General features: G+C 62.4%; 26 protein-coding genes. 19 read left to right on the forward strand and 7 right to left on the reverse strand.

All coding sequences use genetic code 11. The annotated features are described in order from the left end of the window. Positions 1-43: 43 nt before the first annotated feature. From HNQ81_RS03870 to HNQ81_RS03890, 5 genes are all read left to right on the forward strand, one after another. Positions 44-817, forward strand: coding sequence for an electron transfer flavoprotein subunit beta/FixA family protein (locus HNQ81_RS03870; protein ID WP_183348486.1), 774 nt, complete (start codon positions 44-46; stop codon positions 815-817). 9 nt (positions 818-826) lie between these two features. Next, positions 827-1744: an electron transfer flavoprotein subunit alpha/FixB family protein gene (locus HNQ81_RS03875; protein WP_183348487.1), complete on the forward strand. Its 918-nt coding sequence runs from the start codon at positions 827-829 to the stop codon at positions 1742-1744. Positions 1745-1754: 10 nt separating this feature from the next. Then, positions 1755-2066 (forward strand): hypothetical protein, encoded by a 312-nt coding sequence (locus tag HNQ81_RS03880; protein ID WP_183348488.1) that lies wholly within the window; start codon positions 1755-1757, stop codon positions 2064-2066. A gap of 68 nt (positions 2067-2134) precedes the next feature. After that, complete coding sequence (locus tag HNQ81_RS03885) at positions 2135-2548, forward strand: acyl-CoA thioesterase (protein WP_183348489.1); 414 nt, start codon at positions 2135-2137, stop codon at positions 2546-2548. Positions 2549-2837: 289 nt separating this feature from the next. Then, a complete protein-coding gene (locus tag HNQ81_RS03890) occupies positions 2838-4052 on the forward strand; it encodes an OmpP1/FadL family transporter (RefSeq protein ID WP_183348490.1) in 1215 nt (404 codons plus the stop codon). A 75-nt stretch (positions 4053-4127) separates the two neighbouring features. Here the strand turns inward: HNQ81_RS03890 and HNQ81_RS03895 are convergent, their stop codons facing one another. Continuing rightward, complete coding sequence (locus HNQ81_RS03895; RefSeq protein ID WP_183348492.1) at positions 4128-4997, reverse strand: radical SAM protein; 870 nt, start codon at positions 4995-4997, stop codon at positions 4128-4130. 102 nt (positions 4998-5099) lie between these two features. On the opposite strand from HNQ81_RS03895, the gene HNQ81_RS03900 reads away from it, so the two are divergent. After that, positions 5100-7124, forward strand: a complete 2025-nt coding sequence (locus HNQ81_RS03900; RefSeq protein WP_183348494.1) for an FAD-dependent oxidoreductase — start codon at positions 5100-5102, stop codon at positions 7122-7124. Positions 7125-7208: 84 nt separating this feature from the next. Here the strand turns inward: HNQ81_RS03900 and HNQ81_RS03905 are convergent, their stop codons facing one another. The 6 genes from HNQ81_RS03905 to HNQ81_RS03930 all read right to left on the reverse strand — a co-directional run bounded on the left by HNQ81_RS03905 (position 7209) and on the right by HNQ81_RS03930 (position 12797). Beyond that, the gene (locus tag HNQ81_RS03905; protein WP_183348496.1) at positions 7209-7706 is read right to left on the reverse strand and encodes a hypothetical protein; all 498 of its coding nucleotides are present in this window, start codon (positions 7704-7706) and stop codon (positions 7209-7211) included. Between the two features lie 57 nt (positions 7707-7763). Then, on the reverse strand, positions 7764-8243 hold the full coding sequence (locus tag HNQ81_RS03910; RefSeq protein WP_183348498.1) for a hypothetical protein: 480 nt from the start codon (positions 8241-8243) through the stop codon (positions 7764-7766). Positions 8244-8349: 106 nt separating this feature from the next. Then, positions 8350-8664, reverse strand: a complete 315-nt coding sequence (locus tag HNQ81_RS03915) for a hypothetical protein (RefSeq protein ID WP_183348500.1) — start codon at positions 8662-8664, stop codon at positions 8350-8352. After that, a complete protein-coding gene (locus HNQ81_RS03920; protein WP_183348502.1) occupies positions 8661-9050 on the reverse strand; it encodes a HEAT repeat domain-containing protein in 390 nt (129 codons plus the stop codon). The genes HNQ81_RS03915 and HNQ81_RS03920 overlap by 4 nt, the downstream gene beginning before the upstream one ends. Before the next feature lie 139 nt (positions 9051-9189). Then, positions 9190-10992: an ABC transporter ATP-binding protein gene (locus tag HNQ81_RS03925; RefSeq protein ID WP_183348504.1), complete on the reverse strand. Its 1803-nt coding sequence runs from the start codon at positions 10990-10992 to the stop codon at positions 9190-9192. After that, the gene (locus HNQ81_RS03930; RefSeq protein ID WP_183348507.1) at positions 10989-12797 is read right to left on the reverse strand and encodes an ABC transporter transmembrane domain-containing protein; all 1809 of its coding nucleotides are present in this window, start codon (positions 12795-12797) and stop codon (positions 10989-10991) included. The genes HNQ81_RS03925 and HNQ81_RS03930 overlap by 4 nt, the downstream gene beginning before the upstream one ends. A gap of 255 nt (positions 12798-13052) precedes the next feature. Here HNQ81_RS03930 and HNQ81_RS03935 point away from each other — a divergent pair, with 255 nt between their 5' ends. From HNQ81_RS03935 to HNQ81_RS03995, 13 genes are all read left to right on the forward strand, one after another. Next, a complete protein-coding gene (locus HNQ81_RS03935) occupies positions 13053-13739 on the forward strand; it encodes an ABC transporter ATP-binding protein (protein WP_183348509.1) in 687 nt (228 codons plus the stop codon). Next, positions 13739-16246: an ABC transporter permease gene (locus HNQ81_RS03940; protein WP_183348511.1), complete on the forward strand. Its 2508-nt coding sequence runs from the start codon at positions 13739-13741 to the stop codon at positions 16244-16246. Before HNQ81_RS03935 ends, HNQ81_RS03940 begins: the two co-directional genes overlap by 1 nt. Before the next feature lie 157 nt (positions 16247-16403). Further along, entirely contained in the window at positions 16404-16787 is a 384-nt protein-coding gene (gene crcB, locus HNQ81_RS03945; RefSeq protein ID WP_183348512.1) for a fluoride efflux transporter CrcB, read from the forward strand. A gap of 14 nt (positions 16788-16801) precedes the next feature. Continuing rightward, positions 16802-17119, forward strand: a complete 318-nt coding sequence (locus HNQ81_RS03950; protein ID WP_183348514.1) for a DUF190 domain-containing protein — start codon at positions 16802-16804, stop codon at positions 17117-17119. Then, positions 17119-18357 carry an MFS transporter gene (locus HNQ81_RS03955; protein WP_183348516.1) on the forward strand — a complete coding sequence of 413 codons (1239 nt, stop codon included), beginning with the start codon at positions 17119-17121 and terminating at the stop codon, positions 18355-18357. Before HNQ81_RS03950 ends, HNQ81_RS03955 begins: the two co-directional genes overlap by 1 nt. After that, entirely contained in the window at positions 18354-19031 is a 678-nt protein-coding gene (locus HNQ81_RS03960; protein WP_183348518.1) for an arylesterase, read from the forward strand. Before HNQ81_RS03955 ends, HNQ81_RS03960 begins: the two co-directional genes overlap by 4 nt. 13 nt (positions 19032-19044) lie before the next feature. Then, entirely contained in the window at positions 19045-20463 is a 1419-nt protein-coding gene (locus HNQ81_RS03965; protein WP_183348520.1) for a sigma-54 interaction domain-containing protein, read from the forward strand. A 209-nt stretch (positions 20464-20672) separates the two neighbouring features. After that, positions 20673-21071 carry a NifB/NifX family molybdenum-iron cluster-binding protein gene (locus HNQ81_RS03970; protein WP_183348522.1) on the forward strand — a complete coding sequence of 133 codons (399 nt, stop codon included), beginning with the start codon at positions 20673-20675 and terminating at the stop codon, positions 21069-21071. 407 nt (positions 21072-21478) lie between these two features. After that, positions 21479-21898, forward strand: coding sequence for a DNA-binding transcriptional response regulator (locus tag HNQ81_RS03975; protein WP_183348524.1), 420 nt, complete (start codon positions 21479-21481; stop codon positions 21896-21898). Continuing rightward, the gene (locus HNQ81_RS03980; protein ID WP_183348526.1) at positions 21895-22758 is read left to right on the forward strand and encodes an ATP-binding protein; all 864 of its coding nucleotides are present in this window, start codon (positions 21895-21897) and stop codon (positions 22756-22758) included. Before HNQ81_RS03975 ends, HNQ81_RS03980 begins: the two co-directional genes overlap by 4 nt. Beyond that, positions 22755-23645: a 4Fe-4S binding protein gene (locus HNQ81_RS03985; protein ID WP_183348528.1), complete on the forward strand. Its 891-nt coding sequence runs from the start codon at positions 22755-22757 to the stop codon at positions 23643-23645. Before HNQ81_RS03980 ends, HNQ81_RS03985 begins: the two co-directional genes overlap by 4 nt. A gap of 34 nt (positions 23646-23679) precedes the next feature. Next, the gene (locus HNQ81_RS03990; protein ID WP_183348530.1) at positions 23680-24060 is read left to right on the forward strand and encodes a NifB/NifX family molybdenum-iron cluster-binding protein; all 381 of its coding nucleotides are present in this window, start codon (positions 23680-23682) and stop codon (positions 24058-24060) included. A 25-nt stretch (positions 24061-24085) separates the two neighbouring features. Beyond that, complete coding sequence (locus tag HNQ81_RS03995) at positions 24086-24445, forward strand: NifB/NifX family molybdenum-iron cluster-binding protein (RefSeq protein ID WP_183348532.1); 360 nt, start codon at positions 24086-24088, stop codon at positions 24443-24445. Positions 24446-24474 lie beyond the last annotated feature (29 nt).

The raw sequence follows: 24474 nt of genomic DNA on the forward strand, positions 1-24474 counted from the left end.
ATCAAAAAAGGGAGCTGTCCCACGAAGAACTGGAGGAGATACAATGAAGATTCTGGTGTGCATCAAACAGGTTCCGGACATGGAATCGAAATTCAAAGTGGCGGCGAGCGGCAAGTGGTATGACACCGCCGATCTCGCCTGGCGGATGAACGAGTATGACGAGTATGCGGTCGAACAGGCGGTGCAGGTCAAGGAGCAGGTGGGGGATGCCGACCTGACCGTACTCTGCATCGGCGGCGAGCGGGTCAAAGAGACGATGAAGAAGGCGCTGGCGATGGGTTGCGATCGCGGGGTCCATGTCGCCGACGACAAGGCGGCGGAGAAGGAGCCCTTCGAGATTGCCGGGATCATCGCCGAGTTTGCCCGGGACAAGCAGTTCGATCTGATCTTTACCGGGATGCAGTCGCAGGATCGCGGCAGTGCCCAGGTTGGGGTGCTGACCGCGGAGATGCTGGGGATTCCGAGCATCTCGACGATTGTCCAGTTCGCCTACGCCGACGGCCGGATCGAGACCAGGCGTGAACTGGAAGGCGGGGTCAAATCGATCGTGAAGGCCGCGGCTCCGGCCCTGGTGACCTGCCAGCTCGGCCTCAATACCCCCCGTTATCCCACCCTTCCCAATATCATGAAGGCAAAGAAGAAGGAGCTGCTGTCGCTGCCCGTGGCCGACCTGTTGAAGGTCGATGCCCGCCAGGAGACGGGGAAGATGTACTTCCCGGTGAAGAAGGGCGGCGGACTGGTGCTGGAAGGAGAGATCGGGCAGCTGGTCGACCAGCTGATCCAGATACTGAAGGAAAAAACCGGCGTTCTGGCCTAGGAGGGAACGATGAAGATATTGCTTGTTGCGGAATACAGGGATGGCAAGCTGCTGGGCAGCGTCAACGAACTGATCGCCTTTGCGGCGAAGATGGGCGCCGACAGCGCGATGTTTGTCGTCGGCAGCGAGGCGGCGCTGCCGGCCTACGCCGGAAAACTCTATCTGGCCGATGCGTCGGCCTGCGGCGAGTTCAATCCGGATGTCCACAAGCAGCTGTTGCTTGATGTGGTGGCGAAGGAGCAGCCGGAGATGATCGCCTTCAGCCATTCGTCCTACGGCTGGGACCTGGCGCCGCGGCTGGCCTTCGCCCTGAAGGCGGCGCAGGTGTCGGAGGTCGTCGAGGTCGAAGACGGGGTGCTGGTGGTGCCGGCGTGCAACGCCAAACTGCGCCGTACCGTCGCCTCGAAGACCGGGCTGACGGTGGTGACCCTGCAGGCCGGGGCCTTCGGCCTGACCGAGGCGCCGTCCGGCAGCCCGACGGTCGAGAAGGTCGGCGTCGCCGGTGGCGGCAGGCTCGAATTCGGCGGCTATGAGGCAGCCGAGGCGGGCGGGGTCGATCTGACCAAGGCCGAGATCATCGTCAGCGCCGGCCGCGGCATCGGCAAGCCCGAGAACGTCGAGATGATCGCCGCCCTGGCCAAGGCGTTGAAGGGCGAATACGGGGCGAGCCGCCCGGTCGTCGACTCCGGCTGGGTCGAGCACAAGCGCCAGGTCGGGACCACCGGCCAGACGGTGACGCCGAAGCTCTATCTCGCCTGCGGCATCTCCGGGGCGATTCAGCACCTCGCCGGGATGAAGAAATCGGAGTTCATCATTGCCGTCAATACCGACAAGGATGCGCCGATCGGCGATGTCGCCGACGTCCTGGTGGTCGCCGATCTCAAGCAGTTCGTGCCGCTGCTGACCGAGAAGATCAAGGCACTGTAAGGAGACCGGGATGCTTGAAGAAATATTCGAGCGGCTGCCGGAGGTCTTCGTCCCTGGTGTCGTCGACGCCCCGGTCAGCTTTTATTTCACCCTTGGGGAGACGAAGCGGACGGTTGTCGTCTCCCCCGATGCCTGCCGGGTCGAGACGGGAAAGACAGTCGAAAATGCCGACTGCGTCTGCAAGACCAGCCCGGAATTCTTTCTGCGTATCTGGCAGGACGACTATCGGCCGGGGATGAAAGATTTTTTCTCAGGCACGATCAAGTCCAACAATCCTGGAGCATTGCAGTCTTTTCTGCGCTGTTTCGGTAAAAAAGCCTGAAGAGGCGGCGGCAGGACGGGGACACCGCCTGCCGCTGTCCATGCAAGGAAAATGGAGGGTTCAGCAGGATGGAATACCTGACGGAAATCAAGGTGAGAGGGTATCACGCCGACTTTTACGGCCATGTCAACAATGCCCGCTATCTCGAATTTTTCGAGGAGGATCGCTGGGCGCATCTGGAATCGAACATCGATCTCATGGAATGGGTGGCGAAAGGCCAGATCTTTCTCGTCGTCAATATCAATGTCAATTATCGCAAGGCGGTCGGTGTCGGTGAGATCATCAATGTTTCGACCGAAATCGAGAAGATCGGCAGCAAGAGCGCGGTGCTGCTGCAGAAAATCGTCCTCAAGAGGACAGGGGAGGTTGCCGCTGACGCCAGGATCACCTTCGTGATCGCCGACCGTTCCGGTCGGGCGATGGCCCTCGAGGGTGAAGTGCGCGAACAGATTGAAAGGCTGGGAAGCAGTGTGCTCAACTGAGCGCATGAACTGTAACGATGCACGGACTGAGCGGTTGCCGGGCGGTTGTATGATGTTTCGGACGGATATTGCTCCGACAAGAGCAATTGTTGTTGACAGCGAACCTGTCGGTATATTACACAAACGTAAAGGTAAACTAGTGCAGCGTAATTTCGTATAATTATGGATTCATGTACAAAACTGTCGCCATACGGTGATGGTTGAGAGCGAGGAGGAGGCAGTATATCGACAGGGGGTGTTTACCGCTGAGGTGGACACGTAAAATGAACCCGCTCAAGGGGAGAGAAGCATGAAGAAGACAATTTCTGCATTGGCACTGGTCTCATTGTTTACCGCAACTGCCGCATTGGCCTCAGGCTACCGGATTCCGGAGCAGTCGGTCGATTCCTCGGCCAAGGCCGGAGCCAACGTGGCTTCCGCCAGTCGTGCCGACGCGGCGTATTACAATCCGGCCAACATGTCCTGGCTCAGCGATGGCTGGCAGGCACAGGCCAACCTGACCTATATCCATCTGACGCCGATCTCGTACGAGGATTACCGGTCACCGTACTTCGATTCCGAATCAGAGGACGAGAATTTCCTCTTGCCCACCGGTTTTCTGGTCTCCCCCTTTTATGGGAATTTCCGATTCGGTCTGTCGATCACTGCCCCCTATGGTCTGGCCAAACGCTGGAACGATCCGTACCCACGGGCGACTGCCGAGGAATTCTCTCTCACCGTCATAGATTTCAACCCGACCGTCTCTTACAGGATCAACGACATGGTCTCGATCTCCGGCGGACCGCGGTTGCTCTACAGCGAGGCCAGGGTGGAGACCGATGCCCGGTATGTGGGAACCCCCGCCGCCATGACAGTCGATGGGGATACCACGGAGTGGGGGTATAACCTCGCCGTCGCCGTCAAACCTTCCGAGGACCTGAATTTTTCCGCCACCTATCGGTCCAATGTCGACCTCGATTTCGAGGGTGATGTCGACCTCTTTCTCGGCAGGACCCTGCCGACCAGAGATGGTGAAGTCTCCATCCCGGCTCCGGCGGTCCTGACCATTGCCGCCGCCTTCAAGCCGGCTGAAGCCCTGACTGTCGAATTGTCCTGGGATCGCACCTTCTGGTCGGAGTATGAGGAACTCGATTTCGATTTCTTCCCGGCCGTAGGTTCTCCTTTCGAAACTCCCAAGACGAAAGACTGGGACGACAGCAGCGCCTATCGCATCGGTCTCAGCTATCAACTCGACGAGACCTGGACCCTGATGGGCGGTATCGCCTATGACGAGACTCCGGTGCCGAAGGAGACCCTCGGGTTCGAGTTGCCCGACTCCGACGCCTGGCTGTTCTCGGTCGGAACCCAGTATAAGGTCAACGAGAAGATGGATGTTGGTATGGCCCTCCTCTATGACTACAAGGAAAAACGTGAAGTCACGGTTACGCCGCTTGGCACCGCTTACGGCGAATTTACCGACGCCTCGGCGATCCTGATGACCGTTGGCCTGAACTACAAGTTCTGATTTTTTTCAACGGCAACAAAAAAGCCCTTGCCGCCTTGTGCTGCAAGGGCTTTTTTTGTGCGGGAGGGAGATGTCTCAGAGACCGCGCATGTATTCCGGTTTCAGGCCGATATTGCCCTTGAGGGCCATGTCGATCAGGTTCAGGGTCTTAGCCTTGTCGTGCGGCAGATGGGCCTTGATCGGCAGGTAGTTGGAGGCGTGGTTGGCGTGGAAGTAGCCGTCGCTGAGATTGGTCGCCGCCAGCATCCGCCGCAGTTCCGCCAGCATCCCGTCCGGACTGGGGAGGACGAATCGGCCCTCGCGCCAGGCGGAGTGGAGCGGTGTTCCCGGGAGCAGCATCAGGCTCAGCACCCCGACAAACTCGGGGTCGATCGCCGATAGTACCCGGCCGGTCTCCTCGGCATGAATCGCTGAGCGTCGTTCCTGGGCGATGCCGAGCAGGACGGTGATCGACAACTGGATCCCGGCGGCGCGGACCTTGCGGCCGGCCTGTATCATCTGGGCCGAATCCGCCCCCTTGATGATCGCCTGCAGGGTGGCGTCGTCTCCCGATTCGAGCCCCATGTAGGCGATGGCGAGGCCGAGGTCGCGCAGTTCCTCGAGCTGTTCGGGGGTCTTGCTGCGGATGCTCCTGGTGTTGGCGTAGGTGCCGATCCGGGTCACCCAGGGAAGTCTGTCGCGGATGGCCGTCAGCAGGGCGACGAGGCGCTTCTGGGGCAGGATCAGGGCGTCGCCGTCGCAGAGGAACAGGCGATTCTGGCGGCGGCAGTGGGTTCGGGCGAACTCGAGATCACTTTCGATGGTCGCCTCGTCCTTGAGCGCAAAGCGGGTCCCCTTGTACAACTCGCAGAAGGTGCACTTGTTGTGCGAGCAGCCCCTCGTGACCTGCAGCAGGATGGAATTCGCCTCGCTAGGGGGGCGGAAGATGTTGCCCTGATAGTCCATATCTGTTCCTTGTTGTTATCCGGGTATCGATGTTCTGCCGCCCAGTCTGTTGGGTGGCGTGTTGCCGGTGATGGTAGTTTTGCAATTGACGGAGATGAGCATATGCATACCACAGATTCTGCTTTTCCTCACCTGTTTCGGCCTCTTGACCTTGGCTTCATCACCATCCGCAACCGGGTCCTGATGGGATCGATGCATACCGGACTGGAAGAGGAGCCGGACGGATTCAGGCGCATGGCCGCCTATTTCGGCCTGCGGGCCGAGGGCGGGGCCGGTCTGATCGTCACCGGCGGCGTCGCCCCGAACCGCTCCGGCTGGGTCGCACCCTTTTCGATCCGCCTGGCGTCACCGTCACAGATCAGTGGGCATGCGTTGATCACCGAGGCGGTCCATCAACAGGGCGGGGCCATCTGCATGCAGATCCTCCATGCCGGCCGCTACGGCTACCACCCGCTCTGTGTCGCTCCCACGAAGCTGAAGGCGCCGATCAACCGTTTTGCGCCCTGGGCTCTGAGCCGGCGCGGCATCAGGAAGACAATCGACGATTTCGTCCGTTGCGCCGCCTTGGCGCACCAGGCCGGCTACGACGGGGTCGAGGTCATGGGCTCGGAGGGCTACCTGATCAACGAGTTTATCGCCGCCAAGACCAACAAACGCACCGACGAGTGGGGCGGCTCCTTTGCCAACCGTATCCGGTTGCCGTTGGCCATCGTCCAGGGCATCCGCGAGAAGGTGGGGGAACGGTTCATCATCATTTACCGCCTGTCGATGCTTGATCTGGTCGACAACGGCAGTTCGTGGGAAGAGGTCGTCGAACTGGCGGTGGCGATCGAGAAGGCCGGGGCGACTCTGATCAACACCGGCATCGGCTGGCATGAGGCCCGGGTGCCGACCATCGCGACCATCGTCCCCCGGGCGGCCTTCACCTGGGTCACCCGGCGCCTGATGGGGGCGGTGAAGGTCCCGCTGATCACCAGCAACCGGATCAACACCCCGGAGGTGGCCGAGGATGCGCTTGCCTCCGGGGCGGCGGACATGGTGAGCCTGGCCCGCCCCTTTCTGGCCGATCCGTTCTGGGTCCGCAAGGCCGGTGAGAACCGGGCCGACGAGATCAACACCTGCATTGCCTGCAACCAGGCCTGTCTCGACCATATCTTCACCCGCAGGACGGCCTCCTGCCTCGTCAATCCCCGCGCCTGCCATGAGACGATCAGACCGTTCGCCGAGGTTGGTTCATCGAAGCGGGTCGCTGTCATCGGCGGTGGGCCGGCCGGCCTGTCCTGCGCGGTGACCGCCGCCGCCCGGGGGCATCGGGTCACCCTGTTCGAGGCCGCCGGAGAGATCGGCGGCCAGTTTCTGCTGGCCCGGGCAATCCCGGGCAAGGAGGATTTTGCAGAGACGTTGCGTTACTTTCGGACGCAGCTTGCCAGGCTCGCGGTCGAAATTCGCCTGTCAAGTCGGGCGACAGTCGAAGATGTGCGGGAATACGACGAGATCGTCATCGCCACCGGGCTCCGGCCGCGGCCGGTGGCGATAAAGGGGGCTGACCTGCCCCATGTTCACGGTTATGCCGAGGTCATCTCCGGCCGGCAGGCGGCCGGCCGGAGAGTCGCCATCATCGGCGCCGGCGGTATCGGTTTCGATACTGCCGCCTTCCTCCTTGAACAAGGTGCGGCCGGCGCCGGCATCGATGGTTTTCTCGATGCCTGGGGGATCGACCGCCAGTATCGGCAACCAGGCGGCCTGAAAAAGCCGGTGTGGCCCGAGCCGCGACGTGAGATCCATCTCCTGCAGCGCAAGTCGAGCAAGCCGGGAGAAGGGCTCGGCAAGACCACAGGGTGGATTCACCGCGCACTGCTGAAAAAGAGCGGGGTCAAATTCTGGAGCGGGGTCGAGTATCAACGCATCGACGGTCGGGGGGTGTGGATCCGCCATGGCGGCGAGGAAAAACTGATCGCGGTCGATACGGTGGTGATCTGTGCCGGCCAGCTGTCTGAACGGGGGCTGGAACAGGAACTCGCGACCGCCGGCCGCAAATGCCATATTATCGGCGGGGCGCTGGAAGCGGGGGAGCTTGACGCCGAGCGGGCGATCCTGCAGGGGATGGAACTGGCCGACCGACTGTAACCCCGGCCTGTCGCCGCCGCCGGCGACCGTGCCGGAACCACGCGGTACCGGTGCAATCGCCGGCGCCTGGAAATGGTCCGGGGCTCAGAAGTCGACGCTCTCCTGCCGCTCCCTGGCGAGCAGCAGCTGTTCGCAGCGTTGGGCATACCGCTCCTCGCTGGCCAGTATCTCCTGTTCGAGTTCCCGGCACCTCTTTTTCTGGACATCCTTCTTCCGCTTCAGGCCCCTGTCGGGATTCTTTTTCATCTCCCGTTTGATTTTCTTCAGTTTCTTCCACTGGCTGCGGTAGCGGTCGAACAGGGCTGCCCAGCGCTTCTCCTCGTCATCATCATAGGCGACGATGCCAAGCTGGTCGGCACTGTAGGCGATGGAGAGCGGGGTCTCGCAGAACCGGCATTGGCCCTCCTGGATGAAACAGGTATGCGGCTCATATCTGCCGTCGAAACGCTTTCTCGCGGAAGCGTCGTATTGAAGGCTGTAGGATTTGTCGCAGACGGGACAGAAAAAATAATATGTCGCCATTCCCCAGATCTCGCCTTCGCGCTGTGCGATCGTGTTCTTGCCGCTATTTTTTTTGGCCATGCTGTACCTCCGGGACAGGCCCGGTCGGAGTATTGGACGGGGGCGCCGCTTCAGGATTCAGAAGGAAACACTGTCCTCCAGTCGGCGGGCGGTCATCAGCTGGTGGCATTGTTGAAGATATGCCTCGTTCCTGGTGCTCATCTTCATCTCCAGCCGTTTCAGCTTCTGTTTCAGTTGGGATCTCTTCGCCTGCAGTTCGGCGGTCGGATTTTCTTTCAGCAGCTGTTTGATCTTTTTCATCTGCCGCTGCCGTTTGTCATGCCTGGCGGCGTAGCGGCGGCGGCGTTCCTCGGCCGCCGCATCATAGGCGAGGATACAGAGATGATCGGCATCATAGGCGAGGTAGAGTGCTGTCTCGCAGTACAGGCAGCGCCCCTCCTTGATGAAACAGGTGTATTCGTCGTATTTGCCGTCATAGATCTTTCTGCCGGAGACATCGTAACGGATGCGGTACGGTTTGTCGCAGACCGGGCAGGAGAAATAACAGGTCTCAGGGATGCCGATTTCCTGGTCCAGGCGGGCAATGTCGTCGATCATCGTATATCTCCCGGGGTGGTATATTTGTAGAGTTCTCTATTGTAGCGAAGAAAAGGTGCCGCGGTCAATCGGATGTCGGCATAAACGGCGCTCCGCCGGCATCGGCTCATTGTTTGCCGGGGGGATTTGGACCCGCATCGTCTTCGCTCCCCTCCCCCTTCATCGCCTGTTCCGGCCCTGGCGGCGGAACCTGACCCTGACCGTCGTCGTACAGGCGGGCGGCGGCGAGGAGCAGGAAGCCGATGGTGATGATCGGGGCGAGGAGGGCGAAAAAACCACTCATCGCCGCATAACCGGCGGCAACGGCGAGCCCGGGTGCGACGTGCTTCACCACGGCGTAGCTGATGATCGCCATCAGCACATAGCCCCACCAGGAAATCCTGGAGCAGAGCGATGCCAGGCCCCGTGATGAACCGCTCATAGCTCGTCCAGCACGAGCGCGGCCATCTCCCGGACCTGCGGGTTGGGATCGGCAAGTCCGGATCGCACCAGCTCGATCGCCTCCGCGGTGCCGATGATGCCGAGGATGCTGACCGCTTCGCCGCGCAGCAGCGGCTCTTCGCTGTGAAGCGCCCGGCGCAGGGAAGGGACGGCCAGTGCCAGCTCCTCCGGCTGCAGGCTCTTCAGTTCTTCGAACAGGATCGAGATCCCGAGTCGGACGGCGAAGCGCCGGTCGGCGAGGATCTCGCCGGTCCAGTCGTAATAGCGGGGTTCCCGGCGGAACATGGCGACGATATTGTCGACATGGCCCATATCGAGGAAATCGGCGATCACCCGCTTCAGTTCTTCATCGCTGACCTGGTTCATGCTGCTCCTGCACTGTTTTTTCCCCTTCTCAAGGTCTTTCCGCCATCTTATCACTGTGCTGGGAAACATCGGTAAAGGCAAGGGAATTCTACCGCTTGCAGAAGGAAGGGGGCAATTGCGCGGTGTTATGTGGGCCGGCCTACTCCCCGTTGCCGTTATGGCGGTCCATGGCCACCAGATCGGCATAGTAGCCGCCGGCGGCCATCAGTTCGTCGTGGCTGCCCTGCTCGACGATGCGGCCATGCCGCATGGCGATGATATGGTCGGCCCGGCGGATGGTGGAGAGGCGGTGGGCGATGACCAGTGAGGTCCGTCCCCGGAAACTGTCGGCGATCGCCTCCTCGAGGATGTTCTCCGATTCGGTGTCGATGGCGGCGGTGGCCTCGTCGAGGACCAGGATGGCGGGGGCGCGACAGAGGACCCGGGCGAAGGCCAGCAGCTGTTTCTCGCCGGAGGACAGTTCATGGCCGCCCTCGCCGATGAGGGTGTCGAGACCGCGCGGCAGCCGGCCGACAAAACGCGCCATCCCGGTGCGGGCGAGGATTTCTTCAACCTCCTGCCGGCTGCGGCCGCTGTTCATGACGATATTGGCGAGCAGGCTGTCCTGGAGGATCAGCACGTCCTGGAGGACGACGCCGACGATCGTGCGCAGGTCGGCGAGGGCGAGGCGGGCAATGTTCATGCCGTCGATGGTGATCGCGCCGGCCTGCGGTTCATAGAAGCGCAGCAGCAGGTTGACGAGCGTCGTCTTGCCGGAGCCGGTGGTGCCGACCAGGGCGACGGCCTGGCCGGGCCGCAGGGTAAGCGACAGGTCGTGAAGGACGGGTTGGTGCTGGTCGTAGCTGAAGCGGACCTTGTCGAACCGCAGTTCGCCGCGGATGGCGGCCGGTCTGGCGATCGGCTGGTCGGGTTCGGCGATCCGGCTGCCGGTGTCGAGCAGCTGGAAGATCCGTTCGGCCGAGGCCATTGCCGACTGGACGATGGAGTATTTCTGCGACAGTTCCCGCAGCGGCTGGAAAAACAGGCGCATGTAGGAGATGAAGGCCACCAGTTCGCCGAGGGTGAGGCGGGAGCGGATGATCTCGCCGCCGCCGTACCACAGGATCAGGGCGGTGGCGAGGCTGCTCATGAACTCGGTCATCGGCATGAAGGTGCCGAAGAGGCGGATCAGGCTCAGCGTCCGTTGAAGATAGCCATGGCTGAGGTCCTCGAATTCCCGGCGGCTCTTGCCCTCCCGGCCGAACAACTGGAGGATGCTCATGCCGCTGATCGCCTCCTGGAGGAAACTGTTGAGCCGGACGAGCTGGTGGCGGATCGCCCGGAAACAGGCCCGGGCCAGACGGGCGAAGAGGATTGTGATGAGGGCCGAAAGGGGGACGAAGATCGTCATCAGCAGGGCCAGTTCGACGTTCATCAGGAACAGCAGGACGAGGATGCCGAGCAGGCGCACCATTTCATTGAACAGGGTGACCATCACCGAGGTGAACATCTCGTACATGTTCTGGATGTCGTTGGTCAGGCGGGTGACCAGGCGGCCGGTGGGGTGGTCGTTGAAGAACTGCAGGTCGAGGCGGAGGACGTGGGCGAACAGGTCCTGGCGGATGCGGTGCATGATCGACTGGCCGATCCACTCGAGGACGATGGTCTGGACAAAGGTCGTGGCGAAGACGAGGATCACCAGCAGTCCATACCACAGCGAGGTCGTACCCAGGCCGGCGAGGCGGGCGGCGCCGTCCAGGTCCGTCGCCGTGATATAGCCGTCGATGCCGCGCTGCAGCAGGGCAGGCAGGGCCAGGGTGCCGCCGGTGACGAAGAAGGACAGCAGCACCGCCCCGGTAAGGGCCGGCCAGTGGCGGGTGCTGTACCTGAGGATGCGGCCCCAGATGCGGATATCGCTCAGCGATCCGGCCCTGCCGTCTTCATCGTAGCCGAAATCCTTCATCCTGCCGCCCCCTTCTCATCGGCCTGGGGCCGCATCTGCTTGTCGTACATCGAGCGGTAGAGGGTACTGGCGGCAAGGAGTTCGTCGTGGCCGCCGGCACAGACAATGCGGCCCTCGTCGAGGACGACGATCCGGTCGGTGAGGGACAGCATCTTGATCCGGTTGGAGACGATCAGCACGGTCCTGCCGGCGAAGCGCTGCCGCAGACCGGCGAAGACCTCGTGCTCGGTGGCGACGTCGACCGCCGACAGGCCGTCGTCGATCACCAGCACCGGCCGATTGCAGAGCAGGGCCCGGGCCAGGGCCAGACGCTGGCGCTGGCCGCCGGAGAGCTTGACCCCGCGCTCGCCGACCAGGGTGGCGTAGCCGTCGGGCAGATCGCGGATCTCGTCATCGATTGCGGCGCTGCGGGCGGCCTCGACGATCTCCTCTTCCGTCGCCTCCGGCCGGCCGAGGGCAATGTTGGCGGCGACGGTGTCGGAGAAGAGGATCGGTTCCTGGCCGACATAGGCGATATGGGAACGGACAAATGCCGGCGCCAGGGTGTTGACGTCGCGGTCGCCGAAGAGGACCCGCCCGTCCGGCACCGGATAGAGGCGGGCGAGGAGCCGGCACAGGGTCGACTTGCCGCTGCCGGTGCGACCGGTGATGCCATGGATGCCGGGACCGATCTCGAGATCGATGGCGTCGAGGGCCGGCGGCAGGTCCGGGGCGTAGCGGAAGGTCAGGTTCCGCAGGCTGAAGGACGGCCGGACCAGCGGCGGTTCGCCGGAATCGGCGATATCGGGCAGGGCCGACTGACTGATCAGCAGGTGGTGGATGCGGTTGAGCGAGGTCAGGCCGCGCTGGACGATATTGGCCACCCAGCCGATGGCCATCATCGGCCAGACCAGCATCGCCAGGTAGGAGATGAAGGCGACGAAGTCGCCCATCGTCAGGACCCCGGTGATCACCAGCCGGCCGCCGACGAAGAGGATGATCAGCATGCCGAGGTTGCCGGCCAGGGTGGCGATCGGGCTGATCAGCCCCTGGATGACGGCGACGGCGATATTGCTCTTCACGTACTGACGGCCGAGGCGGTCCAGCTGTGCGGTCTGGAACCGCTCCATCGTATAGGCCTTGATCAGGCGGATGGAGATCACGGCGGAGCGGGAGAATTCGGTGAGCAGGGAAAACTGCTCCTGCACCGTCGTGAAGCGATGGTGCAGCCGGCCGGCCAGGATGCGGGTGAACCAGGCGAGAAAGGGCATCGGCAACAGGGCCAGGAGGGTGAGCTCGACGTGGATATGGAGCATGAAGATGATGGTCGCCACCGACATCACCAGGGCGTCGGCCGCCGCCACCACCCCCATGCCGCAGGCCATCTGGACGGCGGCGAGGTCATTGCTCGAGTGGGCCATCAGATCGCCTGGGGTGTGGCGCTCGAAAAACGGGGCGTCCATTTTGAGCAGATGCGAGAAGATGCGGTTGCGCAGCGATTCCTCGAGCAGGCGGGAAAAACCGATGATCAGATAGCGCCAGACAAAGCGGAGGCCGGCGACGGCGAGGGCGATGGCGATGACCAGAACGGCCAGCCGCAGGAGATCGTCGCGGCTGATGGTGAGCGCGGCGAGGCCGTCGACCCCGTGCTTGATGATCCGCGGGATGATGAGTTGGAGAAAATCGACGACCAGCAGGGCGGTGAGACCGACCGCGAGGCGCAGCCGGTGCCGGGTGAAGGAGGGCCGGAGCAGGTTCAGAAGCTGGGAGAGGCCGGCCCGGGTCGGGCGAGCCGGCCCGGGTCTGTCTAAAGAAGTCGTTTCCACGGAGAAATCTGGGCACCATGTAGCGGGAGAGGCGGAAAGAATCGAAACAGACCGTCTCGATGATGCAGCGGCCCATTGGCTCAGCTATAACAGACAATGGTCTGAAACCCAAGGGGAAAGCGCGGCAGCGGATGAGGGGGCACGGCAAATGGCCCTTCGCGGCGATGCGGGGGTCGTTTTTTTCGATCAGGATGATTATGCTTTTCCCCACGCGGCGACAGGCGCTGTCAATATTCCGAAAAGGCAGGAGCGGCAATGGCGGAGATCATCATCGAGACCAGGGACCTGGAGAAAATATATACCATCGGCGAGCGGCGTGAACATATCTTGAGAGGTGTCAGTCTGCAGATCGAGGCCGGGGCGTTCATCGTCGTCGCCGGTTCGTCCGGCAGCGGCAAGACGACCCTGCTGAGCCTCCTCTCGGGCCTGGATCGACCGACGGCGGGAACGATCCTGCTGTCCGGCCGCGATATCACCGGGCTGAGCGAGGATGAACTGGCGCCGATACGCAATGTCGAGACCGGCTTCGTTTTCCAGGCCTTCCACCTCGTGCCGTCGTTGACCGCCGCCGAAAATGTCATGTTCCCCGCGGAACTGCGTGGCGACCGCCAGGCTGGAGCCAAGGCCGAGGCCCTGCTGCGGCGGGTCGGCCTGTGGGAGCGGCGGGACAATTATCCGCAGCAGCTGTCGGGGGGCGAGAAGCAGCGGGTGGCGATCTGCCGGGCCCTGATCAACCGGCCGAAGATCGTCTTTGCCGACGAGCCCACCGGCAATCTCGATTCCGAGAACAGCCGCGGCATCGTCGATCTGCTGGCCGGTCTGCACCGGGAGGAAAAAACCACCCTTGTCCTCGCCACCCACAGCCCGGAGATCGCCGCCCGCGCCGACCGGATCATCGTCCTGCGCGACGGCCGGATTGTCGAGGGGCAGGAGGGGATCTGATGCTGCACCGCCGCTTCCTCCTCCGCGAGCTCTGGCAGGGCCGTAAACAGGCCCTGATCTTCATCTTCTGCGTCGCCCTGTCGCTGGCCACGACCGTTGCCCTGAACGGCTTTCGCCGCGACATCGATCACAGCATCACCGGTGACGCCCGCGCCCTCCATGGCGGCGACGTCATCCTCCATTCCCACTACGAGCTGTCGCCGGGCCTGCGGCGGGCGATCGACCGCCTGCAAAGGCAGGGAACGATTGCCGCCGCCGTCGACACCTATGGCTTCTACTCGCTGATCCGCAGTTCCCAAGGGCAGCAGACACTGTTCGCCAATCTCAAGGTCGTGGGCGAGGGCTACCCGTTCTACGGTCGAATCGACCTGCAATCGGGGCGGCGGCTGAATCAGGCGCTGAAGGCGGGGGAGGTCGTCGTCGCCCCCGAGGTCCTGCAGCGGCTGCAGCTGCGGATCGGCGACGTGATCGACGTTGGCGAGGCCCGGCTGCGGATCGCCGATGTCGTGACCTATGAGTCGGCGCGGCCGGTCGACCTGTTCAGTTTCGGGCCGCGGGTCTTCGTCGCCGGCGCCGATCTGGCGGCCCTCGATCTGATCAAAAAGGGCAGCCGGGTCAACTACGAAACCCTGCTCAAGGCCAGCCGCGACAGCGCGGTCGAGCCGTTGGCGACGGAGCTGCGGGCCGCCTCCATCGCCGGCCAGGAGCGGGTCGAGACCTTCCGCACCGCCGGGTCGCGGATCAAGCGCTTCTTCGACAACCTCCTCTTCTTTCTCTCGCTGATCTCGCTCTTCACCCTGCTCCTCGCCGGGATCGGGATGCAGAGTTCGCTCACCGCCCTGCTGCGGGAAAAGGAGACGACCCTGGCGATCGTCAAGGCATTGGGGGCGACCAGGGGGTTTCTCTACCGCCATTATCTCCTCCTGGCCCTGCTCCTCGGTATGATCGGCAGCCTGGCCGGCAGCCTGGCCGGGCTGGTGCTCGAAGGCTTTCTGCCGCGGCTCTTCACCGGCCTGCTGCCCCCCGGCAGCGACGTCGAGATCTCCACCCTCGACCTGGTGCAGGGGATGGGGCTGGGCCTCGCAGTTGTGTTTTTTTTCACATTCCTGCCGCTGTCGCGGCTGAACCGGGTCAAGCCGACGGCGATTTTCCGGCGGGAGGAGAGCGACGACAATCGATCGGTCGTCTATTACCTCACCCGGGCAGTCGGTCTGGTCCTCCTCACGGCCCTGGTCGTCCTGCAACTCCGGGATCTCGAGATCGGCCTGTGGTTCGTTGCCGGCAGTCTGGCGCTGATCCTGGTGGTGTCAGTGCTGACCCGGCTCGTCCTCCGGCTGAGCCGGAGGCTGTCGCCTCGGTCGCTCGCCCTGCGGCTGGCGGTCCGCAGCCTGGTCCGGCCGGGCAACGCCACCCGCGCCATCGTCGTCACCCTGTCCTCGGCGCTGGCGATCCTGCTCGCCATTTTCCTGCTGGAGCGCAACCTGCGCCAGACCTTTATCGATTCCTACCCGGCCGCGGCCCCGAACCTCTTCTGTATCGATATCCAGAAAGATCAGCGTGACGGCTTCCGCGCCCTGGTCGGCGACGATGTCGAGCTCTTTCCGGTGGTGCGCGCCCGCCTGACTTCGATCAACGGCCAGGCGGTCGTCCGGGAGAAGGGCGAGGCGCCCCGCGGCGACAGTCTGACCCGGGAGTTCAACCTGACCTATCGTGACGAACTCCTGGTCGATGAGGAACTGCGGCGCGGGGCCAGCCTCTTCCGCGTCGCCGGAGACGGGAGTGTCGGCCTGCAGGTGTCGATCCTCGACACCGTCGCCGAGATGGGCGACATGCAACTCGGTGACGTCCTGCGCTTCAGCATCCAGGGGGTGCCGCTGGAAGCCGAGGTGACGAGCATCCGGACCAGGACGAGGTCCAAACTCTATCCCTTCTTTTACTTCGTCTTCCCGCCCCAGTACCTTCAACAGGCGCCGCAGACCTATTTCGCCGCCCTTCATCGTGACAAGGCCGAGATTCCCGGGCTGGAGAGTCGGATCGTCACCGCCTTCCCCAATGTCAGCGTCATCAACATGGCCGCCAGCGCCGCCGAACTCGGCGGCCTGATGCACCGGCTGGCCGGCATCATCACCTTTTTCGCCGCCTTCTCGCTGCTGGCCGGGGCCCTGATCCTGGTCAGCTCGATCCTGGCGACGCGCCTGGCCCGGGTCCGGGAGGCGGTGTACTACAAGATCCTCGGCGGCCGCTCCTCCTTCGTCCTCTCGGTGTTTTTTTATGAAAATCTGCTGATCGGGCTGACCAGCGCCGTTTTTGCCGTCGTCCTGGCCCAGGCGATCAACTGGGCCGTCTGCCGCTTTGTCCTCGAGATCGCCTTCAGGGCGGACTGGACCGCGACGCTGGCGGTGATGATCGGGACGGTCGTGCTGGTGATCCTGCTCGGCGTGCTCAGTTCGGTCTTCATCCTGCGCCAGAAACCTGCCGATTTCCTGCGCCAACAGGGAGGAGAATAGCGGCGATGGGTCCCGGCGGCGACCGCGGCCTTTCCGGGAGGCCGCCCTTGATTTCAGGTCGTGCTGCTGCTACAGTCGAAGGGGTGCCGGACCGGGTGTAGTCCCGCCTTCGGCTCGGTCTTCATGCGGCCGACCGCAACGAATCCTGAGGACAGTCATGCTTTATCCCATCATCGCCATCAGCGTCGGGGCCTCCGCCGGAGCGGTGCTGCGCTGGTTGCTCGGCCTGGCCCTCAACGCCGTGTTTCCGACCATTCCGCTGGGGACGCTGGCCGCCAACCTGATCGGCGGCTATCTGATCGGCCTGGCGATGGCCGTGTTCACCGGTCTGCCCGGTCTGGCGCCGGAATGGCGGCTCCTGGTCATCACCGGCTTTCTCGGCGGGCTGACGACCTTTTCCACCTTCTCCGCCGAGGTCACCGTCCTGCTCCAGCAGGGACGTTATCTCTGGGCCGGGGCGGCGATCTCCGTCCATGTCGCCGGCTCGCTGCTGATGACGATGCTCGGCCTTGCCACCGTCGTGCTTTTACAACGTATCTGATCAGGAGAGAGCGCATGCTTGGATTCCAACTCACCTTCTTTACCCAGCAGGACCGCAAGCACCATGGCGTCCCGCTCGGCCAGTATCTGCTCGCAGCGGCGCAGGATCTCGGCATCAATGGGGCGACCCTGATTCCGGCGGCGGAAGGTTTCGGCCATGACCGCAAGATCCGCTCGGCGCATTTCTTCGAACTGGCCGAGCAGCCGATCGAGGTGACGATGGCGGTCAGCGGCGAGGAGGCGGATCGCCTGTTCGCCCGCTTGCAGGACGATGCGATCGATATCTTCTATATCAAGACCCCGATCGAGTTCGGCATGACCGGAGAACGCTGATGTTCGGCACGCTGCGCCGATTGCCCCAGGCGGTATGGCTTGTCGGCCTGATCAGCCTGGTCAACGATGCGGCGTCGGACATGCTCTACCCCCTCATCCCGCTGTATCTCGCCTCGGTGTTGATGGCCGGGCCGAAGGCGCTCGGGATCATCGAGGGCATAGCCGAGGCGACGGCCAGCATCCTCAAGCTGTTTTCGGGCATTATCGTCGATTACACCCGCCGCTCGAAGGTCTGGATCGTTTTCGGCTATGCCCTGGCCGGATTCGGCCGACCGTTGATCGCCTTCATCTCCAGTTGGCCGTTGCTGCTTGCCATCCGGTTTGCCGACCGGGTCGGCAAGGGATTGCGGACCTCGCCGCGGGATGCCCTGCTGGCGGCCAGCGCCGGCCCGGATATGCGCGGCCTGGCCTTCGGCCTGCATCGGGCGATGGACAACGCCGGAGCGGTGCTCGGCCCCGTGGTGGCCGCCCTGCTGCTGGGAATAGGGATGTCGCTGAAGGACATCTTCCTGTGGTCGGTTGTCCCGGCGGTCCTGTGCCTGGGCCTGGCCTTGAAAATTCGTGAACCTGAAAAGATTCCCCGGGGCCCGGCCGTGGAAATTTCCTGGCGGCTGCACGACATGCCGCCTGCCTTCCGGCGCTACCTGGTGATCGTCGGCATCTTTGCCCTGGGAAACTCCTCGAACATGTTTCTCCTGCTGCGGGCCCAGGAACTCGGGGTGCCGCAGGCCCAGGTGCCGCTGCTGTGGGCCGCGGTCTCCGCCGTGGCGATGCTGTTTTCGACGCCGCTGTCGGCGCTGTCGGATCGCTGGGGGCGGGTTCGGCTGCTGCTTGCCGGCTACCTGGCCTATGGGGTATCGTATCTGGCGATGGGGCTGATGCGCGGCAACGGCCTTGGTCTGTACGCCCTGTTCGCCTTTTACGGTCTGTTCATGGCCGCTACCGAAGGGGTGGAGAAGGCGATGGTGGCCGATCTCGCCCCCGAGGGCCGGAGAGGAACGGCCTTCGGCTGGTTCAACCTCATCGCCGGCCTCATGCTGCTGCCGGCCTCGATTCTGTTCGGCTGGCTGTACGAGCGGTTCTCGTCGCTGTCGGCCTTCACTTTTTCCGGCGGCTGCTCGATCATCGCCGCTCTGCTGCTGGTTTCATGGTTTCGCCCCGGGAGGCAGGGGAAATGGGGGGAAGATTGCCCTTGCAACTCTGACGCCAACATCACCAAGAGAGAACAACGCATATGAAGATGGAGATTTTTCTGGCGCTGATCGTCGTTTTCGGATTCCTCGTCGCATCGTGCCGTGATGCCCCTGAGCCGCAGACGATTGAGACGGAGCAGGAGACGGCCTCCCTGACCATCGCCGCTGTCGGCGACAGCCTGACAGCGGGCTACGGCGTTGCCGAAAGCGAGGCCTATCCGGCCCTGGTGGAGACGGCGTTGCGGGCTGAAGGAATGCAGGTGCAGGTGGTCAACGCCGGGGTGAGCGGCGAGACGACGAGCGGGACCCTGGCCCGGCTCGACTGGGTGCTGACCCTCGCCCCCGACATCGTCATCCTCGAAACCGGCGCCAATGACGGTCTGCGCGGCCTCGACCCCGCCATGGTGCGGGACAACCTGCGGCAGATCGTCGACATCCTGCAAGGCAAGGATATCGTCGTCGTTCTCGCCGGCATGAAGATGGTGTGGAATCTCGGCCCGGCCTACACCGGCGAGTTCAACCGCATCTATCCCGACCTGGCGGCCGAAAAGGAACTGATCTTCATGCCGTTTTTTCTGCAAGGGGTGGCCACCGATCCCGCCCTCAACCTCGACGACGGTATCCACCCCAACCCGGCCGGGTACCGGATCATTGCCGGCAATATCCTCCCCTTCGTCAGGGAGGCGATCGCCGTCGCCGGCAGCAACGCAACCAGGTAAAGATCCCGGGGCCATGACCACATCGAAAACACCGGACAGCATCACCAGCATCGCCACCGAGGTTGTCCTCGAGAGCATATCGGACGGGGTCTTCACCGTCGATCATCAGTGGCGGATAACCTCGTTCAACCGGGCGGCCGAGGAGATCACCGGCGTTCCCCGCGACGAGGCCGTCGGCCGGTACTGCTGGGAGGTCTTCCGGTCGAACATGTGCGAGGGCGACTGCGCCCTCAAACGGACGATGAAGGAGGGTAAATCCTTCGTCAACTCGTCGACCTATATCGTCAACAGCGACAAGCGGCGGATTCCGATTTCGGTGTCGACGTCGCTGCTCAAAAGCGCCGACGGCAAAGTGCTCGGCGGGGTCGAGACCTTCCGCGATCTCAGTGTGGTCGAGGAACTGCGGCGGGAACTGAGCGGGTGCGTCCAGCTCGGGGACATGGTCAGCCGCAACCGGACGATGAAAAAGATCTTCTCGATCCTGCAGCAGGTCGCCCGCAGTGACAGCACGGTGCTGATCGAAGGGGAAACCGGCACCGGCAAGGAGCTGCTGGCCCGGGCCATCCATACCCTCTCGGACCGCAGCGCCAGGCCATTCGTGGCCATCAACTGCGGCGCCCTGCCCGATACCCTGCTCGAGTCCGAACTGTTCGGCTACAAGGCCGGGGCCTTTACCGGCGCCGATCGGGACAAACCGGGGTTGTTTGTCGCGGCGGAGGGGGGAACGATCCTGCTCGACGAGATGGGCGATACCAGCCCGGCCTTTCAGGTCAAGCTCCTGCGCGTTCTCGAGGAGCGGGAGTTTCAACCCCTTGGCGGGATCGTCAACGTCCGGACCGATGTCCGGGTCATCGCCGCCACCAACCGCGATCTGTCGCAGATGGTGGGGGACGGCATGTTCCGGCGCGACCTGTTCTATCGTATCAATATCATCCACTTGCATCTGCCGCCGCTCAGGGAGAGGCGCGAGGATATCCCGCTGTTGATCGAACGTGTCATCCCCCGGCTGAACCGCCTCAAGGGCAAGGCGGTCAGCGGTATCGACAACGAGGCCCTGGCGCTGCTCATGTCGCATGATTATCCCGGTAATATCCGGGAGCTGGAAAATATCATCGAACATGCCTTTGTCCTCTGTGCCGACGAAATGATCGGCGTCCGCCACCTCCCCGCCGGTATTGTGACGCTGGAGGACAGCCGGAGGGGTGAACGACCGGCGGTGACGACCGGGGAGATTCCGAAACTGGAGCAGGCGATTCGCACGACCGAGGCCGAAATCATCCTCGAAGCCCTGAAGCGCAACGACTATAACCGCCGGGCGACGGCCGAGGAGTTGGGGATGCACAAGACCACCCTCTATCGCCGTCTTCGGACTATGGGTATCAAGCTCCCCGACCGTGACGGCCGATCGGTCCGTCAGCATCTCGCCAAATAGATGCATGGTTGCATTTGTGTGCAACGATATGCAACGATAAGAATTGCATTCCTGCTATCTTTTCACTCCGGTGTTTTTCTGTAATCACACTCCCATCCCATCTGCAACTCTCCATTTTTAATCAGAATCATTGGAAATCGAAGTGGATTCCCGATTCTGGCACGCCTCTTGCTGTGCATATGTCAATAAACTAACGAAGGGGATCGGCCATGCGTGTAGCCATGACAGTCTGGGGAGACCGGGTTTCGCCGGTGTTGGATTGTGCGCGGACTCTGCTCGTCGTTGAGATGGCGGGAAGCAAGGTCGTTGAGAAAGCGTTGGAGTATGTCGAGGCAGGATATCTCCCCGGGATGATACGGATTATCAGGAAACATGGGGTCCAGGTCCTGATCTGCGGGGCGGTTTCGCAGGAACTGGCCAATATCATTGAAACCTGTGACGTCGAGTTGATACCTTTTCTTGCCGGTGATGCGGAAACGATCCTTGAGACCTTCGCCCGCGGGCAATCAATATCCGCCTTTGCCATGCCGGGGTGTCGATGTGCAGGAGGATGCAGAAGGCGCAATGATTGGAGCACGCTGAAAACATCGGGAGATCGCTCTCGGTGATCAGTGAATCACAAACCCAGAGGAGGTCGGAACATGCCGGGAATGAATCGGAAAGGGGGATGGAACGTGCCGGGAGCAACTTTCGATGAACGAGAGGGGGCACGACCGATGACCGGCGGAGGGCGCGGGATCTGTCGGAGAAGCCTTGATGCTGCAGCGCAGTGGAGAGAAATGAGCCAGCGCGGCGGTCGGGGGCAGGGAACCTGCCGGGGCCAGGGGGGTGGTCGAGGGCTTGGGCTCAACGGCCTGGGCGGCGGGATGGCTCCTGGTGCGGCAGGGTGTGTCCCAGAAGGGAGTGGTGCCGGGGATGGAGTGTCGTCAGGACAGGGTGCGGCGAGCCAGCGGGCGCTGGAGGCGATTATGACAACAGTTCGGCAACTGGAAGAAAAAAACCGGAAAAGGGAAGAATGAGCGTGAATACGATGCGGCGCATTGTGCTGGCCAGCAACGAACATGAAAGTCTGGCGAGATTTGTGGCAGGTCTGGGGCAGAATAGGGAGGTAGAGATCATTGGGGTCGGTACCGCTGCCGCCGCCCTCGATGCCGTGCAAGGAAAACCGGTGCATCTGGTGGTGGTGGGAGAAAAACTTGCGGATACGGATCCCATCGATTGTGTCAACAGGCTCGTTCGGCTCAATCCGATGATCAATTGTGCGATGATCAGCGCCTTGGCGGCGGATGACTTTCATGAGGCGACGGAGGGGCTTGGAGTGTTGATGCAGCTTCCGCCCAATCCTTCCGGCGATGATGCCGCCGCCCTGATGGCGAAGGTGGAGATGTTCAGTGCTCTGCTCGATTTGAATACCGTACAGGGGGCGCGGACATGATCATCAGTGTGGCAAGCGGCAAGGGCGGTACCGGCAAGACGACGGTTGCCACCAATATGGCGATAAGCATGAAAGGCGAGTGCACGCTCCTCGACTGCGATGTCGAAGAGCCCAATGTCCATCTCTTTCTCCATCCGCTCATCGAGCGCAGTGAAACGGTGACGACGTTCATTCCTGAGGTGGTTGAAAGCCGGTGTACCTGGTGCCGCAAATGTGCCGACATCTGCCGCTTCCGTGCCATTGCAGTGGTAGGGAAGAAAGTCCTTGTTTTCCCGGAGCTGTGTCACAGTTGCGGCGGCTGTCAGGTCGTCTGTCCGGAGCAGGCGATAGCTGATGGCAGCCGGGAACTGGGTGTCGTCGAATGGGGGACCGGCGCCGGGGTGCCGGTGGTCCAGGGGCGGATCAGGGTCGGCGAGGCGATGGCGCCGCCTCTGATCCGAAAAGTTCGCGCCGCGGCAGACAGTGACGGGACCGTCATCATTGACGCCCCCCCGGGGACCTCGTGTCCGGTCATCGCGGCGATGCGCGGGGTCGACTTTGTCCTGATGGTGACCGAACCGACACCGTTCGGGCTCCATGATCTCGAGCTTGCGGTCGGTGCGGTGCGACTGCTGGATATCCCCTGCGGCCTGGTCATCAACCGGGCCGACATGGGGGATGACCGGGTTCGGCAGTACGCCCGCCGGGAGGATCTGCCGATCCTGATGGAAATTCCATTTGATCGCCGCATCGCCGAAACCTATTCCCGGGGCGGAATGATTGTCGAGGAAATGCCTGAGTGGAAAGAGAAATTCAAGAGTCTGTTTCGGCAGATCGAGGGAAGGGTCAAGGCGACACCAAGGGGGAGGACAGCGCAATGAAAGAGCTGGTAATCGTCAGCGGTAAGGGCGGCACGGGCAAGACCAGTCTGACCGCTGCTTTTTCCTGCCTGGCCGGACGCCATATTCTCTGCGACGCCGATGTCGATGCGGCCGACCTCCATCTGTTGCTTGCGCCCGAGGTCGTACAACGGCACGATTTCATGGGTGGCGGCAAGGCGGTCATTGACCCCGAACGTTGCAACGGTTGTGGCCAATGTCGCGATCTCTGCCGGTTTGAGGCCATAGACGGGGACTTCATCGTCGATCCGATCGCCTGTGAAGGCTGTGGTGTCTGCGTTGATCTCTGCCCGGCAGAAGCCATCGATTTCCCGATCCAGAAATGCGGCGAGTGGTTTGTCTCGGATACCCGCATGGGGCCGATGGTCCATGCCCGGCTCGGGATCGCCGAAGAGAATTCCGGCAAGCTGGTCAGCTGTATCCGCCGCGAGGCCCAGCGACTGGCAGATGAACAGGATCTGGAGATCATCATCACCGATGGGCCTCCCGGAATCGGTTGTCCGGTCATAGCCGCCATCGGCGGCGCAACCGCCCTGCTACTGGTCGTCGAGCCGACGGTTTCCGGATTGCACGACATGTCCCGGCTGGTTGATCTTGCACGGCATTTCAGGGTTCCCTGTCTTCTCTGCATCAACAAGTTCGACCTCAATCTGGAGATGACCCAAAAACTGGAAGATGAGGCCAGGGAGCGGAAGATGCAGATCGTCGGCCGCGTCCCGTTCGATCCGCTGATCACCGAAGCGATGATCGCGGCCCGGAGCGTCATTGAATATCAGCACGATTCCCGGATTGCCGTGGCAGTGCGGGAAATATGGCACAATATCGTCGCTTCGCCGGCGATGAACAGTCTTGGCATACGGATAATGTAGTCACATCAACACAACAACAAGGAGAAACAACAACATGGCACGGGTACGTATAGCAATTCCTTCTGAAGGCGAGGGTGGCCTCGACGGCATGCGGTCGGGACATTTCGGACATTGCGATGTCTTCACCTTCGTCGATCTCGAAGACGGGGTCATCAAGGAGGTGTCGACCATTCCCAACGTTGAACATACCCAGGGCGGCTGCATGGTTCCGGTCAGCCTGCTGGCCCAGCACAAGGTCAACGCCCTGGTGGTCGGCGGCATCGGCATGCGGCCGCTGATGGGTTTCCGGCAGGTCGGTATCACGGTCTTTCATGAGGACCAGCGGGCGGCGATCAGGCCGGTCGTCGAGGATCTGATCGCCGGCAAACTCATGGTGATCGAGGACAATCAGGTCTGTGGCGGCGGCAATCGTTGAGTGGACCGAGCATAAGGAGAAAGACATGAAAATCGCGGTGACATCGATGGGCCGGGATCTCACCTCGGCGGTTGATCCCCGCTTTGGCCGCGCTGCCTATATCCTGATTATCGACACCGATACGAAGGATTTCAAGGTCATTGACAATGCGGTCAATGTCAGTGCCTTCAAGGGGGCAGGCATCCAGGCGGCGACGATGATTGCGGAAGCGGGGGCGGAGGTGTTGTTAACCGGATATTGCGGACCGAATGCGTTCCAGACCCTGGAGGCGGCCGGCATCAAGGTCGGCAGTGATATAAGCGGGACGGTGGCGGATGTGGTCGTCGCCTTTGTCGAAGGAAAGATCAACTATATTGCAACGGCCAACGCCGAGGGGCATTGGTAATCTTTGATCCTGCCGGCCTGGCTTCGTGC

The organism is Desulfoprunum benzoelyticum (genome assembly GCF_014201505.1).
Taxonomy (GTDB): Bacteria; Desulfobacterota; Desulfobulbia; order Desulfobulbales; family Desulfocapsaceae; genus Desulfoprunum; species Desulfoprunum benzoelyticum.

Coding starts and splice junctions, on each gene's coding strand:
- HNQ81_RS03870 (WP_183348486.1), top strand. CDS start 44: ATGAAGATTCTGGTGTGCATCAAACAGGTTCCGGACATGGAATCGAAA.
- HNQ81_RS03875 (WP_183348487.1), top strand. CDS start 827: ATGAAGATATTGCTTGTTGCGGAATACAGGGATGGCAAGCTGCTGGGC.
- HNQ81_RS03880 (WP_183348488.1), top strand. CDS start 1,755: ATGCTTGAAGAAATATTCGAGCGGCTGCCGGAGGTCTTCGTCCCTGGT.
- HNQ81_RS03885 (WP_183348489.1), top strand. CDS start 2,135: ATGGAATACCTGACGGAAATCAAGGTGAGAGGGTATCACGCCGACTTT.
- HNQ81_RS03890 (WP_183348490.1), top strand. CDS start 2,838: ATGAAGAAGACAATTTCTGCATTGGCACTGGTCTCATTGTTTACCGCA.
- HNQ81_RS03895 (WP_183348492.1), bottom strand. CDS start 4,997: ATGGACTATCAGGGCAACATCTTCCGCCCCCCTAGCGAGGCGAATTCC.
- HNQ81_RS03900 (WP_183348494.1), top strand. CDS start 5,100: ATGCATACCACAGATTCTGCTTTTCCTCACCTGTTTCGGCCTCTTGAC.
- HNQ81_RS03905 (WP_183348496.1), bottom strand. CDS start 7,706: ATGGCCAAAAAAAATAGCGGCAAGAACACGATCGCACAGCGCGAAGGC.
- HNQ81_RS03910 (WP_183348498.1), bottom strand. CDS start 8,243: ATGATCGACGACATTGCCCGCCTGGACCAGGAAATCGGCATCCCTGAG.
- HNQ81_RS03915 (WP_183348500.1), bottom strand. CDS start 8,664: ATGAGCGGTTCATCACGGGGCCTGGCATCGCTCTGCTCCAGGATTTCC.
- HNQ81_RS03920 (WP_183348502.1), bottom strand. CDS start 9,050: ATGAACCAGGTCAGCGATGAAGAACTGAAGCGGGTGATCGCCGATTTC.
- HNQ81_RS03925 (WP_183348504.1), bottom strand. CDS start 10,992: ATGAAGGATTTCGGCTACGATGAAGACGGCAGGGCCGGATCGCTGAGC.
- HNQ81_RS03935 (WP_183348509.1), top strand. CDS start 13,053: ATGGCGGAGATCATCATCGAGACCAGGGACCTGGAGAAAATATATACC.
- HNQ81_RS03940 (WP_183348511.1), top strand. CDS start 13,739: ATGCTGCACCGCCGCTTCCTCCTCCGCGAGCTCTGGCAGGGCCGTAAA.
- crcB (WP_183348512.1), top strand. CDS start 16,404: ATGCTTTATCCCATCATCGCCATCAGCGTCGGGGCCTCCGCCGGAGCG.
- HNQ81_RS03950 (WP_183348514.1), top strand. CDS start 16,802: ATGCTTGGATTCCAACTCACCTTCTTTACCCAGCAGGACCGCAAGCAC.
- HNQ81_RS03955 (WP_183348516.1), top strand. CDS start 17,119: ATGTTCGGCACGCTGCGCCGATTGCCCCAGGCGGTATGGCTTGTCGGC.
- HNQ81_RS03960 (WP_183348518.1), top strand. CDS start 18,354: ATGAAGATGGAGATTTTTCTGGCGCTGATCGTCGTTTTCGGATTCCTC.
- HNQ81_RS03965 (WP_183348520.1), top strand. CDS start 19,045: ATGACCACATCGAAAACACCGGACAGCATCACCAGCATCGCCACCGAG.
- HNQ81_RS03970 (WP_183348522.1), top strand. CDS start 20,673: ATGCGTGTAGCCATGACAGTCTGGGGAGACCGGGTTTCGCCGGTGTTG.
- HNQ81_RS03975 (WP_183348524.1), top strand. CDS start 21,479: ATGAGCGTGAATACGATGCGGCGCATTGTGCTGGCCAGCAACGAACAT.
- HNQ81_RS03980 (WP_183348526.1), top strand. CDS start 21,895: ATGATCATCAGTGTGGCAAGCGGCAAGGGCGGTACCGGCAAGACGACG.
- HNQ81_RS03985 (WP_183348528.1), top strand. CDS start 22,755: ATGAAAGAGCTGGTAATCGTCAGCGGTAAGGGCGGCACGGGCAAGACC.
- HNQ81_RS03990 (WP_183348530.1), top strand. CDS start 23,680: ATGGCACGGGTACGTATAGCAATTCCTTCTGAAGGCGAGGGTGGCCTC.
- HNQ81_RS03995 (WP_183348532.1), top strand. CDS start 24,086: ATGAAAATCGCGGTGACATCGATGGGCCGGGATCTCACCTCGGCGGTT.